General features: G+C 62.2%; 16 protein-coding genes. 10 read left to right on the forward strand and 6 right to left on the reverse strand.

Annotated features, from left to right (window positions below; translation table 11 throughout):
- Window positions 1–12: 12 nt before the first annotated feature.
- Entirely contained in the window at window positions 13–2175 is a 2163-nt protein-coding gene (locus O6P39_RS14605; RefSeq protein WP_275607225.1) for a PepSY domain-containing protein, read from the forward strand.
- A complete protein-coding gene (locus tag O6P39_RS14610) occupies window positions 2159–3124 on the forward strand; it encodes an FAD:protein FMN transferase (RefSeq protein WP_275607226.1) in 966 nt (321 codons plus the stop codon). The genes O6P39_RS14605 and O6P39_RS14610 overlap by 17 nt, the downstream gene beginning before the upstream one ends.
- 3 nt (window positions 3125–3127) lie before the next feature.
- On the opposite strand, the gene O6P39_RS14615 is transcribed toward O6P39_RS14610, so the two are convergent.
- Window positions 3128–4162 carry an ATP-grasp domain-containing protein gene (locus tag O6P39_RS14615; protein WP_275607227.1) on the reverse strand — a complete coding sequence of 345 codons (1035 nt, stop codon included), beginning with the start codon at window positions 4160–4162 and terminating at the stop codon, window positions 3128–3130.
- A 384-nt stretch (window positions 4163–4546) separates the two neighbouring features.
- Here O6P39_RS14615 and fnr point away from each other — a divergent pair, with 384 nt between their 5' ends.
- The 3 genes from fnr (at window position 4547) to O6P39_RS14630 (ending at window position 6197) form a co-directional block, all read left to right on the forward strand.
- Window positions 4547–5296, forward strand: a complete 750-nt coding sequence (gene fnr / locus O6P39_RS14620; protein WP_275607228.1) for a fumarate/nitrate reduction transcriptional regulator Fnr — start codon at window positions 4547–4549, stop codon at window positions 5294–5296.
- Window positions 5297–5440: 144 nt separating this feature from the next.
- Window positions 5441–5998 carry a GNAT family N-acetyltransferase gene (locus tag O6P39_RS14625; RefSeq protein ID WP_275607229.1) on the forward strand — a complete coding sequence of 186 codons (558 nt, stop codon included), beginning with the start codon at window positions 5441–5443 and terminating at the stop codon, window positions 5996–5998.
- A 13-nt stretch (window positions 5999–6011) separates the two neighbouring features.
- Complete coding sequence (locus O6P39_RS14630; RefSeq protein ID WP_275607230.1) at window positions 6012–6197, forward strand: hypothetical protein; 186 nt, start codon at window positions 6012–6014, stop codon at window positions 6195–6197.
- 268 nt (window positions 6198–6465) lie between these two features.
- Here the strand turns inward: O6P39_RS14630 and O6P39_RS14635 are convergent, their stop codons facing one another.
- Both O6P39_RS14635 and O6P39_RS14640 read right to left on the reverse strand, forming a co-directional pair.
- Window positions 6466–7362: a universal stress protein gene (locus O6P39_RS14635; RefSeq protein ID WP_275607231.1), complete on the reverse strand. Its 897-nt coding sequence runs from the start codon at window positions 7360–7362 to the stop codon at window positions 6466–6468.
- 75 nt (window positions 7363–7437) lie between these two features.
- Complete coding sequence (locus tag O6P39_RS14640) at window positions 7438–8169, reverse strand: hypothetical protein (protein WP_275607232.1); 732 nt, start codon at window positions 8167–8169, stop codon at window positions 7438–7440.
- Window positions 8170–8387: 218 nt separating this feature from the next.
- Between O6P39_RS14640 and O6P39_RS14645 the strand changes: the two genes are divergently transcribed.
- From O6P39_RS14645 to O6P39_RS14655, 3 genes are all read left to right on the forward strand, one after another.
- Window positions 8388–8948 carry an Hsp20/alpha crystallin family protein gene (locus O6P39_RS14645; protein ID WP_275607233.1) on the forward strand — a complete coding sequence of 187 codons (561 nt, stop codon included), beginning with the start codon at window positions 8388–8390 and terminating at the stop codon, window positions 8946–8948.
- 237 nt (window positions 8949–9185) lie between these two features.
- Entirely contained in the window at window positions 9186–10094 is a 909-nt protein-coding gene (locus O6P39_RS14650; RefSeq protein ID WP_275607234.1) for a universal stress protein, read from the forward strand.
- Window positions 10095–10248: 154 nt separating this feature from the next.
- The gene (locus O6P39_RS14655) at window positions 10249–11166 is read left to right on the forward strand and encodes a universal stress protein (protein ID WP_275607235.1); all 918 of its coding nucleotides are present in this window, start codon (window positions 10249–10251) and stop codon (window positions 11164–11166) included.
- Here O6P39_RS14655 and O6P39_RS14660 read toward each other — a convergent pair.
- Window positions 11153–12049 (reverse strand): LysR family transcriptional regulator, encoded by an 897-nt coding sequence (locus O6P39_RS14660; RefSeq protein ID WP_275611954.1) that lies wholly within the window; start codon window positions 12047–12049, stop codon window positions 11153–11155. The genes O6P39_RS14655 and O6P39_RS14660 overlap by 14 nt on opposite strands.
- Window positions 12050–12162: 113 nt before the next feature.
- On the opposite strand from O6P39_RS14660, the gene O6P39_RS14665 reads away from it, so the two are divergent.
- Together O6P39_RS14665 and O6P39_RS14670 are read left to right on the forward strand one after the other, a co-directional pair.
- Entirely contained in the window at window positions 12163–12612 is a 450-nt protein-coding gene (locus O6P39_RS14665) for a VOC family protein (protein ID WP_275607236.1), read from the forward strand.
- The gene (locus O6P39_RS14670) at window positions 12609–13202 is read left to right on the forward strand and encodes a glutathione S-transferase (RefSeq protein WP_275607237.1); all 594 of its coding nucleotides are present in this window, start codon (window positions 12609–12611) and stop codon (window positions 13200–13202) included. The genes O6P39_RS14665 and O6P39_RS14670 overlap by 4 nt, the downstream gene beginning before the upstream one ends.
- Window positions 13203–13453: 251 nt before the next feature.
- On the opposite strand, the gene O6P39_RS14675 is transcribed toward O6P39_RS14670, so the two are convergent.
- Together O6P39_RS14675 and O6P39_RS14680 are read right to left on the reverse strand one after the other, a co-directional pair.
- A complete protein-coding gene (locus O6P39_RS14675) occupies window positions 13454–14947 on the reverse strand; it encodes a DUF1254 domain-containing protein (RefSeq protein ID WP_275607238.1) in 1494 nt (497 codons plus the stop codon).
- Between the two features lie 142 nt (window positions 14948–15089).
- Window positions 15090–16559, reverse strand: a complete 1470-nt coding sequence (locus O6P39_RS14680) for a DUF1254 domain-containing protein (protein WP_275607239.1) — start codon at window positions 16557–16559, stop codon at window positions 15090–15092.
- Window positions 16560–17026 lie beyond the last annotated feature (467 nt).

Below are 17026 nucleotides of genomic sequence, written 5' to 3' on the forward strand. Positions count from 1 at the left end.
ACGGCGGCCACCATGCTTCGTCGACTGCACGCCTGGCCAGGCATCCTGCTGACTGCCCTGCTCCTCGTCTTGGCAGGCAGTGGAGCACTCCTCGCGACCCAGCCTCTGGCTGAGCGCCTGCAGGCGGGAGGGGAACCGCGTCGCAGCGTAGCCCAGATCGCCGAACGCGTAAGCCAGGAAGTGCCCGGCCTGGAACGGCTGGAGCGACGCCCCTCAGGCGTGCTGATCGCCTACGGCGAACAAGGCGCGGTACAAGTCTCTCCAATCGACGGTCATATCCTGGGCGCCTATGAGCCTTCCGCCATGTACCGTGTCGCCCGCTCGGTGCACCGCGAATTGTTGCTGGGCGAGTCGGGACACGCGCTGGTGGCGAGCGGCGCGGTGGGCATGCTCCTGCTGAGCCTTTCCGGACTGGCGCTGCTGGCCCGCCGCCAGGGCGGCTGGCGCAAGCTGGCGCGCCCCGTTCACGGCAGCGGCGCTTCGCGCTGGCACAATCAGGTCGGCAGGGGCCTGCTGCCCGTGGCGCTGCTGTTCGGTCTGAGCGGCATCTACTTGTCGGCAGAACACTTCGAATTGATCCCCACGGGTCCGGACCAGGAGCCCGCCCTCCCTGCTCATCTGGCCCAGGGAGCTGCGCAGTCCCCCGGCAACCTTCAAGCATTGCGCCAGACACCGCTGCGGCAACTGCGAGAACTGGAGTTCCCGGCTCCCGGAGACAGCCAGGCGGCGTACACCCTCGGCACCGCGCAGGGCGACAGCTTCGTCGACCCGGTCAGCGGCCAGTTGCTGGGCTATCGGCCGCATACGTCGACTCAACGCTTCAATGAGTTCCTCTATCGCCTGCACAGCGGCGAGCTGCTGGGGGCGGCGAGCCCCGTGCTGGGTATGGCGGCCCTGGGAGTGCCCTTGTTAGGAATTACCGGCCTGCTGCTGTTCCTGCGCCGCCGGGGGACTCGGGTGCGCAGTACCGCGCAGGCGGCTGCCCACGATGCCGATTGCGTGTTGCTGGTAGGCAGCGAGAGCAATGGCACCTGGGCCTTTGCCAATGCTCTCCAGGAAGTACTGGCGGCAAGCGGAAGGCGGGTGCATGGCGCTGCGTTGAGTCACGGCGCGCGCGAGTTTCCGGCGGCGCGCGAACTGCTGGTGCTGACCGCCACCTATGGTGATGGCGGAGCCCCGCAGTCGGCAGCGGGCTTCCTGGAAAACCTCGAATGCCTTCGCCTTCCACCCGACGTACGCTTCGCCGTGCTGGGCTTCGGCGACCGACGATTCCCACGTTTCTGCCAATACGCCGCCGAGGTAGACACCGCCCTTGCCGGACAAGGCCTGCAACGCCTATTGCCGCGCCGGGACATGGAAGCCGCGCAGCTTCATGCTTTCACGGATTGGGTAAGTGAACTGGGCGACGCCCTGGGTGTGTCCCTGAAGATGAGAAAGGTCTGCGCACCTCGCCCTGAATCCCGGTTCAGGCTGGTGGAGCGACACTTGCACGATGCGCCCGGTGATACCCCGCTGGCGGTGCTGCGCTTCGCCCCGACCGACGGCCCCGCCAGCTACCAGGCGGGCGATCTGCTGGCGGTATACGCGCCGGGGGCCGATGCACCGCGCCAATACTCGCTCGCCAGCGACAGCCGGGACGGCCTGCTGGACATTTGTGTGCGCCTGCGTCGAGACGGGCTGTGCTCAAGCTACCTGCATGATCTCAGGCCAGGTGACGCAATCAGTGCCACGGTGCAGCCACACCGCGCGTTCCGACCGCATTCGGGGAATGCGCCACTGATCCTGATCGGCGCGGGTACCGGCATTGCCCCTCTGGTCGGTTTCGTACGAGGGAACCTGCGCGACCGTCCGCTCTATCTGTATTGGGGCGGTCGCGTCCCCGAAGCTGGAGTGCCCTTCCAGGGCGAACTCGACAAGGCGCTGGCCGATGGCCGTCTGAATGACCTGCGCACTGCCTATTCGGCGGGTCCACAACGCACCTACGTGCAGGACTGCCTGCACCGGGACGCAACGGAACTTCGCCAACTGCTGGCTGCCGGAGCCCAGATATTGGTCTGTGGTGGGCGTGGCATGGCCGAAAGTGTCCGCAACGCGATCGATGAACTGCTGGGCCCATTGGCGTTGAGTGTTGAGCATCTCAGGGCCGGAGGACGCTACCGTGAAGACCTTTTCTGACCCCTGCACAGTGGATCGTTACGACTTCAATGGTGCGACCATGGGAACCCGCTACCGCGCGGTGCTCTACAGCGCCGAGGTACAGAACGAGGGAGAGTTGGCGCGGCAACTGGACCAGGCTGTCACGCAGGTGGATCTGCAGATGTCGAATTGGCGGCCCGACTCGGAACTGATGCGTTTCAACGACCTGGAGCCGGGCATCTGGATGACTCTTCCGAGTGATTTGCTCTGGGTGCTGCACACCGCGATTCAGGTTGGCTTGGCGTCCGACAGCGCATTCGACATCGCGGTAGGCGATCTGGTCGGCGCCTGGAGCTTCGGACCACCGGCTGGATTGGCCAAGGGTGGGGAACGCGAAGCGCTCAGGCGCCAGCCCGGCCCCAGCGCCGCGGCGGCACTGGAGTTCGACTTCGGCAGCGGCCGGGTACGCAAGCGTCACCGGGTACACCTGGACCTCTCCGGCATCGCCAAGGGCTTCGGCGTCGACCGGTTGGCGCGTTGCCTGGAGGATCGTGGCATCCGCGACTATCTGGTGAGCATCGATGGCGAATTCCGTGCGCGCGGAGGCAAACCCGGCGGCCAGCCCTGGACGGTGGCCATCGAGGCGCCTCAGGAAGGTGTTCGCACGGCCCTTGGCGTGCTGCAGATGGGCGACGGCGGGCTGGCTACTTCGGGTGATTACCGGCACTTCCTCGAACAGGAAGGCACACGCTACGCCCACACCATGGACCCACGTCTGGCCGTACCAGTAGCCAATGACGTGGCCTCGGTTTCGGTGTTGGCGCCAACCTGCATGCTTGCCGACGCCTGGGCCACCGCGCTGATGGTGCTGGGTCCCGAGCGCGGCTCGGCGATGGCGCGCGAGTACGGTCTGAGCGCACTCTTCCTGCTACGCGACAAGGGCGGACTGCGCCAGTTGTGGGTAGATGGCGACGGCGCAGTGGGCTGAGACCTACATCAGGTCGGCCGCCTTGCAGTACTGCCCTGATTGCCCCTTGGGAAATGCAAAGGTGGTCTCCACATAACGACGCGCATGGATGACCGGGGCAGGGATAACTTGAGGATCGAGCGGCTCGCCCCGGAAGCAGCGCAAATGATTGGTCACCATGTCGTACCCGGAAAGGCGACTGAACGCGACCCCACCGGAAAAACGCGGATTGATGTCCATCACCAGGGGCCGTTCACCCCCCACCAGAAACTCGATGTTGATGCAGCCATCGAGATCCAGCGTCGTGGCGATCTGACGAGCTGCGTCGATCAACGCCGGCTCGTTCAGCATTCTGACCGTAACCCCCGCACCGTTGGAGGTTCGCACCAACTCCTGTCGCGCCATTGCTGCCCACTGTCCGTTGTCGCGCCGCCGCACGATGTCCACGACGCACACGTCGCCGTCCAGTAACGGCTGGACGACGTAAGGGCGCCCCATCAGCTTCTTTCGCAGGTAAATCAAATCCTCCTTGTCGAGGATTCGCGCCAGCCCCTCGCTGCACCGGCCATCACGCGGCTTGGCGTGCAAAGGGAAAGGCAGGTCATCTACCGCGGGATTCTCCATCGTCCAGGTCGGGATGGGGTGAACGTCCGGATGATCTCTAAACGTCTCGAAGACCAACCATTTGTCCCGGCTGATGCGAACGGCTTCGGGAGGAGCCATGCACAAGATGATGCCCCGCGCTGAAAACGCATCTCGACACTGCGTGAAAGCATCGACCTCAAGATCAATGAGAGGCAGTACATGGCTTACCTGCTCCGCCTGGCAGATGTCCAGTACGCGGGCGACAAAGGCAGGCATGTCCCTGGCGGGGGGAACGCGATGGAACGCATCCAGCATGACGGACACAGCGCTCCACTCTCGAGGCAGTGTGCTGATGCCCACCACGCGCGCCTGCGGAGCGTGGCGAAGGGCGTGGATGACCGCCTCCGCACAGAAGGATCCTATGGCGGTTACCAGATAGGTCGACGAAAGACCTGAACGAGACTGAATGTTCAATTGAATACTCTGCCAGCGGTACGCCAATAAACACGGCAGAACAATGAAGTCCTTCCTTTCGCACCTTAACCTGGTTCCGCCTGAGCCATTTCGATCAAAGTTCGGAGGGGATCTTGAGTCTTCCAGACCGGTGCGCCTGCCATTCTCTTTCGCGCTTTGGGCCAGATGCTGCGCGCAAGACCTTAAGACAGTGTGAAGAGAGAGGGGCGTGCCTTGCCTTTGCCGAAGCACTCAGGCATGCCGGCAAGGTGAGGCCCGTCGATGGCCGGGTGCCGGTGCGAGCGGTATGCGCACCACGCCTGGCCTCCCTTTTGTCGATGTCCCTGTAGCGACGTTGTGCAGCGACTAGACTTTATTGATCGCCCTCTGGTCGGGGCTTCAGCCATGCCAGACACCCGCCGCCCATCACCTCTTCCACAGGTTAACTGCCACGCCTGTTCGCTGAGCCGGCTTTGCCTTCCCGCAAGCCTGACGGACAGCGAAGTCGCGGAGCTGGACCGGATAGTCCGGCGCAATCGACCTCTGCATAGGGGGGAATATCTGTTTCGGGCCGGCGAACCCATGCGGCAGGTATTTGCATTGCGTTCGGGCACGTTGAAGACCTATCTGCTCCAGGCCAGTGGTGACCAGCAGGTGACGGGCTTTGTTCTGCCAGGCGAGCTGATTGGACTGGATGCTATCGGTGCCGCTGAGTTTCGTGGTTTCGCGGTGGCATTGGAGACGTCCATGGTCTGCGCTATCGACCTGCAGCAGCTGGAGGACCTGTCCGGACGTATCCCTGGTTTACGTCACCAATTGCTGCATATTCTCAGCCAGGGTATCCACGGAGAACACGAGCATATTCGTTGCAATCGTGAGCGGGCGGAACAGCGCCTTGCGCAATTCCTGCTCAGCCTTTCGGCACGCTATCAGCAACGAGGACTACGGCAGGATCAGTTCACGCTCCCCATGACTCGCGGCGATATCGGCAATTATCTGGATCTCACACTGGAAACCATCAGCCGCTTGTTCACGCGTTTCGTTCAGGATGGACTGATTGAATGCCAAGGCCGGGAGCTGCGCCTGGTCAACCGCTCGGAGCTGTGTCGATTGAGCGGCATGGAGGAGCGGAGCATTTTGCCAAGGGGGGCCTGAGCTTTTCCCCAGGGCGCCTGCCGGTCGGCGGCTGAAGGCGATGAGATGGCGGCCGCTTGATCATGATCAAATTCATGTGTTCCTCCCGGCGTACAAGTAAGTCAGCGGCTCACCCGCTCAGAGGCGCCGTGCCAGGAGGTCTCCATGTCAACTCACTGCGAAGCATCTTGCGAATGTCCGGATGAACACTGGGTCGAGGCTCTGAATGACGGAAGCCATGTACTGATCCGTCCGCTTCGTCCCGAAGACCGAACGCGCGAGGCGGATTTCATTGCCAGGCTGTCTCCGGAAGCACGCCATTTCCGATTCCTGTGCACCATGAAGGAGGTCAGCCCTTCCCTGCTGGATCAACTGATGGCGGTCGACTTCAAGGACAGTGTCGCCTACGTCGCCCTCGCGCACCAGGAGGGAGAGCTGGTCGAGATCGGCATCAGTCGGTACGCGCGTGGGGCGGATCCCCAGCAGTGCGAATGTGCGGTGACCGTGGCCGATGCCTGGCGTCATCGAGGATTGGCCGTGGCATTGATGCGCCACTTGATCGAAGCGGCCAGACTGCAAGGCTTCAAGCAGATGTATTCGATCGATACGGCGGCCAACAGCGCGATGCACGAACTGGCGCGATTCCTTGGATTCAGCAGCCGCCAGGACCCCAGCGATCCCGCGCAAACCATTCATACCCTGCAATTGCAGCCAGCGCCGTAAGGCGGAGGTACTCATGCGTACGCAATTACTCTGCACCGGCGACGGCCGCTGTTACGTGCAGTTGGATCAATACCGGGTTCCTTTCGCCGATGAGCTTCAGGCTCGCGAATATCTGGAGCGACTCCATCAACGCCTCGCAGCACCCCATGAGTTGCCCACGGGCAACCGCCGTGAAAGTGAACGGCGGCACGCCAGCTGAGAGATATCCCGGGCCGCTGTCATGGTTTCCGGACCATGGGCCCTTTTCCGTCTCCTGTCCCTACCCACAACGAGCGAAGGTCACAGATGATTCTCGATGGCTCGTTGATGGACACCAGGCATACGCGGTTCTCCCAGCGATCCCAGAGAAACACATATTGGCTGTCCCCGCCGGCAGGCGTGTAACGAAGCTCCATCCAGGCGACACAGGCAATCGCCCAGATGGAGAGTAATACGACGAGCAGCGCGAACACCTTCATGGTATTGCCTCAGGGACGAACCGCCAGAATGCTGGAGTTGACGCGATACAACGTCTGCTCCGTGGTGCTGCCTATGATCTTCGTCAGCCCAGCGTGATAGAGGGTCCCCATGACGACGACGTCCATTTGCTGCTGGGCAGCGAAATCAGCAATGACTCGCATGGCCGGCCCCTTGGCCAGATGCTGGTAGGGACGTCCCACGCCGAATCGCGCGCCGATATCGTCCATGCGCTGGCGCGAGCGACCGCTCAACTGTTCAGCCACTTCCGGAGTCCAGGCTACCGGGCTTGCGGCATAGGCCAGAAAGCTGGAGCTCACATCGTAGGCCTGCAACAGATGCAGCTCCGCGTCGCATTGCTGAGCGAACTGCCGGGCTGAATCGACAATCCGGTCGTTCAGAGCATTGACCTCGGGCTCGTCCTGCGAAAGGTCGATTGCCGCCAGCACCCTGCGCGGCAACGGATGTGGCGCAAGGCTGACCAGGTGCAGTGGGACCGGGCACTGGCGGAGCAGTTGCCAATCCAGTGGGTGCATCAAGGTTCGGCTCAGCGTTGGCTCGTATTGCGTGTCCTTGACCAGAAGATCGACCTGGCGCGTCGTTACCAGTTGAAGAATGTCCTCCAGTGGCTCGGCGCTCCAGATCGCCTCCGCACTGGCATCGATACCCTGCCCACGTAGCAGTTGAAGCTGATCATCGAGCCATGCCTGTCGGCGCTCCTGGATAGCTTCACGGGCACGTTGCTGAGTACTGTAATCGAGAAGCGCCAGGCCAGTTGGCATGCTCCCCAATGCCACAACATGCAAGCTTGCGCCGAAGGAGCCGGCCAGGGCCTGCGCGCGCACCATGGCCGGGGAGTAGTGAAGGTCGGGATCGCAGATCAGGAGCAGACGGGCAAATGCGTTCATGATGCCTCCGGTGCGGGCACATGGGTGTTATGCCATGAGCCTGTGCCGCTCCAGTGCATCGTACCTTGATACCGATCAAGGGCGGTCCCGGATATGTCCGTCGAATCGGTCAAAGCGCTGCACAGGGCCGTCACGGATCGATGCAGGCCAGGCTCCGCCGAGTGGAAAACGCCGTTCGTCCCGCAGCCAGATGCGAGACGCCGGCACGCCGTACCACTGGCACAAGCGAGCCGCTCGTTGCGCGAGAGGAGCCGGAGCGGCGCAATACACAAGGTCAGGCAGTTGCTCGCTCAGGTATTCCCGAAGTCGCTCCAGTGGACAGGAGTCCAGCCCTGCCTTGGCGAGCAGGCCCAGTGTCCGCAACCAGCTCCGGCAATCGTCGGGAAGGTCGGCCGGGCTGGTCGCATCATGGATGAGCGACAAGCGCACCCACGGCATCCAGCAGGCGAACTCGTCGATTACCGCGGCCACGGCCAGTATTCCACCCTCGCAGGCGAAGACCAGCAGCCGGGAAGCGCCCAGCGGCAAGGGCCACCCCGTGCCGAACGGGCCGCGATAACCGAGCTGATCCGATGTCAGTGGCAGGCCTGGCTGGTGGGTGGCGACGATGAAGCGCCGATCTCGCCCGGGCAGGCTTACATAATCGAATGGACGAGGCTCCCGTCCGTCGTCATTCAGCATGCAGTACTGTCCGGGAATGACGGCCTCCGACTCACTGCTTTCCAACAGCAGACGCAGACACTGGATCGAGCCTGCAAGGGGCAGTACATCCAGAACTCGCACCCGGCAAACAGTCTCCCGTTCCATCCCGTGCCTCCACGGTGAGTGCTGGCGAGATACGCCCGCTACGGCTTCAGGCTAAGTAGCGACGGTCGGTCCGCCTTGATCGCCATCAACTTGCCTCCGGGAAAATGGATGCGATGCACGAAACCGTATTTGATCGACATCAAAGTGCGCCCCCTGGGTGGCCGCAGAATCGAATGGCCTCCTCGTGAGGCGACCTTCATCCTGCGGAGGAATGCATCATGTCCGAGCCCGCAAAAAAAGTACCCGTCAGCACCATCCCCAGCCAACCGACCAAGGCCTCTGCGCATACCGCCAGCCATTACAATCCATGGCACCCCTTCGAGAACCTGCGCCGGCAGATCGACAACCTCTTCGATGATTTCGGCCGTACCCCTTTACGCCTTCCCTTCGGCCATAGCGCCTTCGATGCCGACCCATTCTGGCGCCGCGACCCGTTCACCCACGGCGCACCTGCCGTGGATGTCAGCGAGCAGGCAGAAGAGTTCAGGATCAACGCCGAGCTGCCCGGCATGGATGAAAAGGACATCGAGATCAAGCTGGCCAATGGCTGCCTGATCATCAAAGGCGAGAAGAAGGAAGAAAAAGACGAAGCACGCAAGGAGTACCACATTTCCGAGCGTCGTTATGGCAGCTTCGAGAGAGTGTTCCGGCTACCTCGGGAGGTGGATCCGGAAAAGATCCAGGCCCAGTTCAGCAAGGGCGTCCTGCAGGTGCAACTGCCCAAGCGCGCCGAGGCGGTTCATCCGGAGAAGATCATTCCCGTCAAGGCAGCCAAGTGAGGTGCAGGCGCCCTCCACGAGCGGGGGGCGCCATTCTTCAATTGCTACGGTCACGGTGCTGGAGGGCGCGGTACATGCCCCACGCGCACGCACTCTCCTGCCGGCCGTCAGTCGATGGATGCAGGTGCATCAGGGCGGCCGGATGCTCGTCGATTCTGCGCCGCGCCGGTGCTGACAATGCGCTGGCGGCGACGCTCTCCCGATCCGCCGCGCCCATTGACATGATCGAGGTACGCCATGAGCCAGATTCAGAAACTCCTGCTGATCGCTCACCCGGACCTGCACGACACTCCGGCGCTGGATCGCGCGACAGCCTTGGCCGCGGCCTGCGGCTCATCCCTGCACGTACTCGCTTACGTGGAGCCCTTCGCCACGTTCAGCCTGTTGGCGCGACACGTGCAGAATGATACGCGTGAGAGCCTGCTGTCGGCGCAGCGTGAGCGCTGGGACAAAGAGTGCCGTTTGCAGCGCGGGCGGGGAGCCGGAATCGATATGACATCCTCCGTCGCCTGGACGACCGATCGACGCGCGGACCTGCTCCAGGCCATCGGAGAGCTGCAACCGGACCTGGTGATCAAGGACATCCAGCATGAGCCGGCACTCAAGCGCTCATTCGTCACTCCGCTGGACTGGCATCTGTTGCGGGAGTGTCCCAGGCCGCTGCACCTGGTACATGACGCATGCCACCCGCTGCCTCGCCGGATCGTCGCGGCAGTGGATCCGGCGGATCCGCGAACCCTGATCAGCGGCATCAACGAGCAGATCATTTCGGCGGCAAACGGACTGGCCCTGCAATGCAGCGCCGAACTCCATCTTCTGTACATCTATGACTGCATGCCGGCCTACATGGCCAATCGCGGCGAAGGCACCGTCGCCTGGGTGGACCTGATCGAGGAATTGCGAAGCTCCCTGCATCAGTCCTTCGCCAGCCTGGCCGACCAGTACGGGGTCCCCCAGGAGCGACGCCACTTCCTGATGGGAACCCCGCTTCGTGGCATATCCCATTTTGCCCAGGAGAACACGATGGACATCGTGGTCATGGGGCGCGTACATCGCACGGGCATCGATCATCTGATCGGCAGCACGACGGAGCACATTCTCGATCAGATACCCAGCGGTGTGCTTGCCGTGGGCTCCGAAAGCTGACGCTTGGGCGTCGTGCGGCCCCAGGGTGCTTTGCCGGTTGGTGGAATTGCAGGCGCAGGTATACCGGACGGGCTGAAGTTGATGAGCATCAAGGTCGAGCCGCCTCCCTCACTTCAGGCTGCAACTGAAGAGTAACCGGCAGCGGAGCAAGACAATGAGCCAGTACCAGAAAGTGTTCCTGGTCGCCGCCCCTCACTGGCAGCATTCACCTGCTTATCGGCGTGCCTTGGCGATTGTGCGAAGAGGCAACGCATCACTGCATATCGGGATGTTCTTCGAGCCGCGGCTGGGCCTGCCGTTCCTGATCGATCACCAGCGCGATGAACTGCTGACGCAGTGCCGTGCAGAACTGGAACGCGAAACCGAAGAGCTGCGCAGCAGCGGATTGGCCGTGACCTGTGAGGCCGTCTGGAGCGCGGAGCCTTGCAAGGAAATTCTGGAACGCGTGGCGATGCTCAAAGCAGACCTGGTGATCAAGAATGTGCACCACGAGCCAGCTCTGCGACGGGTATTCGTCACACCGCTGGACTACCGCCTGTTGCGCGCCTGCCAGGTCCCCTTGCACCTGGTTGCCGAGGCGCCACACCCATTGCCGCTCAAGATTGCAGCCGCACTGGATGTAGCCAGGCCGGAACTGCTCACGAGCGGGCTCAACGAGGGGATCCTCCAGGCCGCACGGAATATGGCCAACCTTTGCGGCGCCGAATTGCATCTTCTGCATTCCTGCGACCTGCCAACGGCCATCGATTACGACTCGGCGATGCTGAGCAGTAGTTGGGATACCAGTTATGCCGAGCAAGTACGAATCTCGCTCTATCAAACGTTCAACCATGTGGCCGACAAATGGGGTATTCCTGCGGAGCGCCGCCATTTTGTCCTGGGCCCAGCTGCTCAGGAAATCACGAGTTTCATGAACGACCATCAGATTGATGTGATGGTGCTGGGAATGCAACGCCGTCTGGGGCTCGACCGCATCCTGGGAAGTACCACCGAACGGCTGCTGTACCATGTTTCCGGCAGTTTGCTGGCAGTCGGCGCCGATGCGATATCCCCCCCAGTCATGCCGGATTAGGAATCACCGCCCCCAACCGTGGAGAGGCCCAATCAATAAACTGCCGCACCCTCGCCGACAACAACCGAGCATGCGGATAAACCATCTGGACAGGAATATCAGGTAGTTCGAACGCCGGCAGCAACCGCACCAGACGGCCATCGGCCAATTCGTCGGCGACCTGGTAATGCAGCAACCGGCTGATGCCGACACCTTGCTGGCAGGCCAAGCTGGCGACCTGAATCTGGTTGGTGGTCATGCGCGCCGTAACAGCCCGGGGCACGACATTGCCCTGCTCCAGGAATTGCCACTGCTTGCCCTGGGGTGCAAAGGCAACGCAGGCATGATCCAGCAGGTCCGACGGCTGCCGTGGGGTGCCGTTGGCGTGCAGGTATGCCGGGCTTGCGCAATGTACCAGGCGGGTATACCCCAACAGCGTCATCACCAGGGAAGAGTCCGGCAACTGCCCGATGCGAATCGCCAGCTCTATGCCCTCCTCCAGCAAGTCGACCAGGCGATCGAGCAGGATCAACTCCACCTGGATAGTCGGATGCAAAGCCAGGAACTCGTTGACCAGTGGCGCGACGTACCGGCGCCCAAACTCCACCGGTGCAGTGATGCGCAGCAGGCCACCCGGGCTTTTACGCCGGGCATCGAAGCCATGTTCGACCTCATCGAACTCAGCCAATATCCGTCGGCTCCAGGCGAGGAACTCAGCGCCTTCGTCGGTCAAGGCCAGGCGACGGGTATTGCGATTGAGCAACCGCGTGCCAAGGTGTTTTTCCAGCGCCGCGAGGGTCCGGACCACCGACGCCGTGGACTGTCCGGAGGCATTCGCCGCAGCACTGAGGCTACCGCTGTCGACAATCCGCACCAGGGTTGCCATCGCTTTCAATCGGTCCAACTTCAGGCCTCGTCTGTGCAGCAACTGCAATAGTGTTGTCAGCTTACAGGCATTGGTAAAACAGCGGCCAATGGACACACTGGGCGCATCCAGAGACTGTGTGGTTTCCCGCCATGAATGCCGATGCGTCAACCAGCATGCCCAACCCGTCGCCCATCCTAGCCTATGATCACATCGGCATCCGCGTCAGCGACCGCAGCCGAGCCCTTGCGTTCTACGAGGCGCTGGGATTCGTCGAAAGCATGCGGTTCAGCGACTTCGAAGCGAACGAGATGCTTGCCCCAAGCGGCGTACGCATCAACCTGATCTTCAATGGTGCCCGCCAGCTCAATGCCCACAACGTGCTGCTGGATGCGCCCATCAAGCTGCCCGGCATCACTCACCCGGCCTTCATCGTGGAAGACCTGGAGGCACTGCAGGGCTGGCTGTTGCAACAAGGCATCACCATCACCGAAGGGCCGCACCGGATCGGGCCTCGTCGCATTGCGCTGTTCATCCGCGACCCCGACGGCAATGTCCTGGAATTCAACCAGCTATTGGCCAATAACAAGGAAACGCCATGAAACTCTATGACCTGGAACTGTCCGGCAACTGCTACAAGGTCCGCCTGTTCGCCCACTTGGCAAACCTGGAACTGGAGATCGTCCCCGTGGACTTTCTCGGCGGCGAGCACAAGCGAGCGCCGCTGATCGACCTCAACCCCTGGGGCGAGCTGCCCATACTGGTGGATGGGCAGCGGGTGCTACGCGACTCACAGGCAATCCTGGTGTACCTGGCCGGCACCTATGGTGGTGCAGCCTGGTGGCCGGTGGAGCCCCACCTGCAAGCGGAAATCATGCAATGGCTTTCGACAGCCGCCAATGAGATCCAGAACGGCCCCTGCGCCGCACGGCTCGTGGACAAGTTCGGCTACGGCATCGACAAGGCCGACACCCTCGTCCGAGCCGGCCGCATCCTGCCGCTGCTGGACGCACACCTAGCGAAGCACGACTGGCTGGCGCTGTCCCGCCCGACCATCGCCGATTGCGCGGTGTTCCCCTATGTTGCGCTGGCGCCCGAGGGTGGTATCGACCTGGCGCCCTACCCCTACATCGTGCGCTGGATCGACAGGATCCAGCAGCTGCCCGGATTCGTGCCAATGCCGGGGATCTAGCGGAACCTACCGGTGTGCCTTGCATGCACCGGGACAGGCACTCCACGGTAAGCGAGGAGTGCCTGTCCAAATCGACAGTTTCGGATCGATAGCGGGCTCTGGGGCGGCTACCGGCCAGAAGCGGACGTCTATTAAACGAGAAGCCCGCCTGGAGTTGGCGGGCTTCAAGGTTGCGGACGTCAGGATAGGGATCGTTCCGTTGGTCGCCTCCTAAGCGTGGGTAGCATGCTCAATTCTTCAAGCAGCCCCCCTCATTTGACCTTTACCACGTCATCCGGCTTCCAGGTCTGGTCGTAGAACGCGTCCTCGGTGCCATACAGGCGCAGGGCGACCAGGAAGTTGCGACCAGGAATGGTCTGGATGAAGGCCGCGTCCGCCACGTCCTTGGGTTTCTCCGGACCGAACCAAATTTCGATGGAGCCGTCCTGCTGCTTGGGAATGTCGTAGTAGCCGTTGGTGGACGGCAGCAGTTGCTTGGTTTCGGGCATGGTGCCGTCGGTGATGTTGTAGGCGGTCACCGCCCAGAACAGCGCGGCCGGCGGGTTCGGCGGCAGGCGCAGCTTGTAGGTGCTGCCGCCTTCGAGGAACTTGCCGTCCTTGTCGCGGCCAGTAAAGGGGTACTTAGAGCCGGCGCCGGTGGTGTGCATTACCATCGCCGGGGCGGAGGAATAGGCGAACTGGAAGAAGTTGGCGCGCTGGTTGGTGTCCAGGTAGCTCTCCTGCATCCAGTCGTTGGTGCCGCCGGCCCAGGTGTTCTCGTACTGGCGGTCAGTGTAGTAGAGGTTGCGCTTGTCCTCGCGGCCCAGCTGGCGATTGGCGAGGATCATCTTCGGCGCAGTCTCCACCGCTTTCTTCAGCAACTCTTCCTGCTTCGCATTGGGCTTGAAGGGCTCACCCTTGACGATACCAATGGACGCCAGTACGCCGCGCAGCTCCGGGTCGATGGCTTCCACCGGCTCGTAGTCGACGAAAGCCTTGAGCTTGGTCCAGTAGGTGTTGTCGACCGGGTACATCATGTTCAGGTTCTTACCGCTGGCGTCTGGGAACTGCATCGGCTTGGCGTCCTTCTCGGTCGCCCAGAGCGGGTAGACGCGAGTGGTCTCGGCGTTCTTCACCGCCGGTACCGGGTCGGGCTTGCCGTCGCCCTTGGCCATGATGGTGCGGAAGAACAGGAAGACGTTATAGGTACGTGACTTCACGGCGAAGTAGCCGCCCGGCACCGGGCCGTTGTAGTCCGGCGGCAGCAGCAGGTAGAGGCCGCCGCGGGCTCGGTCGGGGCCGATGGCGCCGACGTCGGTGAGGGTGCGCTGGAAGAAGTCGGTGAACATACCGATGACGTTCGCCGGCGCCTTCACCACCAGGGGGCCGGTCTGCTTCAGGTCCAGGTAGCTCATGGAATAGATCACGTCGGCATTGGGCGTGGGCACCATGGTGCGGGCGTCCATGCGCTGCTTCCAGATCGGCAGGACGTTGTAGCCGGCGCCGAAGGCTTTCTCCGAGCCGTCTTTCATGCCGATGGTGTTGAGCAACGGCAGCATGGTCATATAGGCGTACACGGCGCGCTGGTAATACAGCTCGTCACGCAGGCTCTCGGCCTCCTTCGGATCGAGCCAGTTGCCATTGTTGATCTGCTTGATCAGCGGCGAGGCCGGGGCCTGGTCTGCGGCGAAGGCTGGGAAAGCGATCAGCGTGGCCGTCCCCATGAGGGTTGCGATGGTTGCAGCGCGGATGTGATGGATGAGCATTGCTTCCTCCTGGAAGACTTCCGGGCAGACAAGCTGCCCTCTTGCTGAGAAAGAGCTATGGTTCCGGCTAATGCCGGAACCAGTGTCTCCATGGACCGCCCCGTCCCAGGGCGGCTGATGGCGTAACGCTAGTGAGCCTGCGTCACTTCGTCTTCTTGATGACCGGCGGCTGCCAGCTGCCATCGAGGATGCCTTCCTTGCCCCAGTAAGCGCGCAGGTACAGGGAAATCGGCTCCTTGGGCGAGGGCAGCCAGTTGCTCTCCTTGTCTCTGCCGGGCGAGGTGGGGCCAACATAGATCGTCAGCGAACCGTCGGCGTTGTGCTGGAGGGTCTTGCTGTTCTTGGTGCCCAGCGAGTAGCGGTTGAGCTTATTGGCGCTGAACAGGTGCTTCTCGTTGTACAGCGTCAGCGACCAGAAGCCCTGCACCGGCGGCTCCTGGCCGGCGGCGAAGGTAACCTCGTAGCTGTGGGCGCCGTTGAGCTGCGCGCCGCCGTGATCGAAGTCGGTATAGAAGTACTGGGTTTCGTTCGGACGGTTGTCGAACATGTTCGACTTCGACGTACCGACGCGGTTGAAGTAGTCGATGCCGAACTGCGCGTTGTTGGTCGAGCGGTTCCAGCCGTTGCCGGCCGGGCGGCCGTTATGCTTCCACTCGAAGAACGGCTTGATGATCTCCTTCTCGCTCGCCACCGCCGTTTCCACCAGCAGTTTCTTCAGCGCCGGGTCCTTGGACGCTGCGTCCATCAGCAGGCGGAACTGGCCGTACAGCGCCTCTTCGCCCGGCAGCGGCGGGACCATCTCCAGCACTTTCGGGAACTGGTCAAAGAATTTCTCCGGAATCACCCACTTGGTTTCGCCAGCGCTGGCGCTGTCGGCATTGGGAACCGGGATGTTCGGCGTGTTCTTCCAGTCGATGGTCTTCATCTTCCCGTCGAAGTCCTTCAGCGGGTAGAAAACGATCTGGTTCAGCTTCTCCTGGATGGCCGCGCGGTCCTCGTCGGTGTCGTCCATGAAAATGCGCGGGATGGCGTTTGCCAGGGCGGTGGGGCTGCGGATGATGGCCTCGACGCCGGCGGGTTTCTCACCCTTCCAGTTCGGCCCCACCAGCAGGTAGAAGCCCGGCTTGGTGGAATACGGCTTGCCGAGCTGGCCGAACTGGTCGGTGCGCTGGTCATAAAGGGCGTACACCCAGAAGCGGTCGCCGAAGTCCGGCACCTGGGCGATGACAGGCTCGTCGTCCAAGGAGAAGAAGCCCAGGCCATAGACCACGTCCTGGTTGGGGCAGGTGACGAAGGTCTCTGCCGGCGTGATGTAGTCGTGCAGCATGCCCACCTGGCCACGTGGCGCGGCCGGCAGAATGCCTCCCAGCAGCCCCGGATGCGGCGCCTTGGTGATCCTCTCGTTGCGATTGATCATGTTCACCATTGGCCAGCCCCAGAGGTAGGCCATGCGGGCGATGGCCTTGGCATACTCGGGATGCATCAGCACGCCATTGGCGGGCTGTGTGATTTGCGGCGCATCGGCGGGAGGCTGTTCGGCGGCTTGCAGCGCCGGCATGCTGAGGGACGCGAACAGGACAGCGGCGGACAGCACTTTCAGCGAGTGGATCATTGTCGACTTCCTTGGAATGAGCGGAGTTCAGGAGGTCGGTCAGCGAACTTCGGTGAGCCATTGCGGCTCACACTCAACTTTCCTTGTTCCTTGAAGGCAGGAGTCTAGACGCCGCACTGAAGTCGACAAGCAATGGGAACTAACGCCGCAAAGACCGCTTTGGGTCGGTAGTTGCCATTCAGCAACTGAGACGCGACGTTCTCGTTAGCCGGAATGGAAGGATTGGCTGCTCGCGCTAACCAGCTACTCTGCGATGACCTAAGGGGCAATTGAAAGTCCCACACCACTGTGCGTTACAGGCGGCTAGCTTCTTGTGCGAGGCGCGCCCCGGAAGTGCCGTCTGGTGGAAATCCGGCAGGTTTTCCTGGGCCTGCCTGTCGTGCAGCAACCCCGACAAAGAGGGCCGAGTGAGGCTTTCACCAACAGGACTAACCCTGCTGAGCATTCGAAAAACCTTCGCCTGGATT

Source organism: Pseudomonas sp. PSE14 (assembly GCF_029203285.1).
GTDB lineage: Bacteria > Pseudomonadota > Gammaproteobacteria > Pseudomonadales > Pseudomonadaceae > Pseudomonas.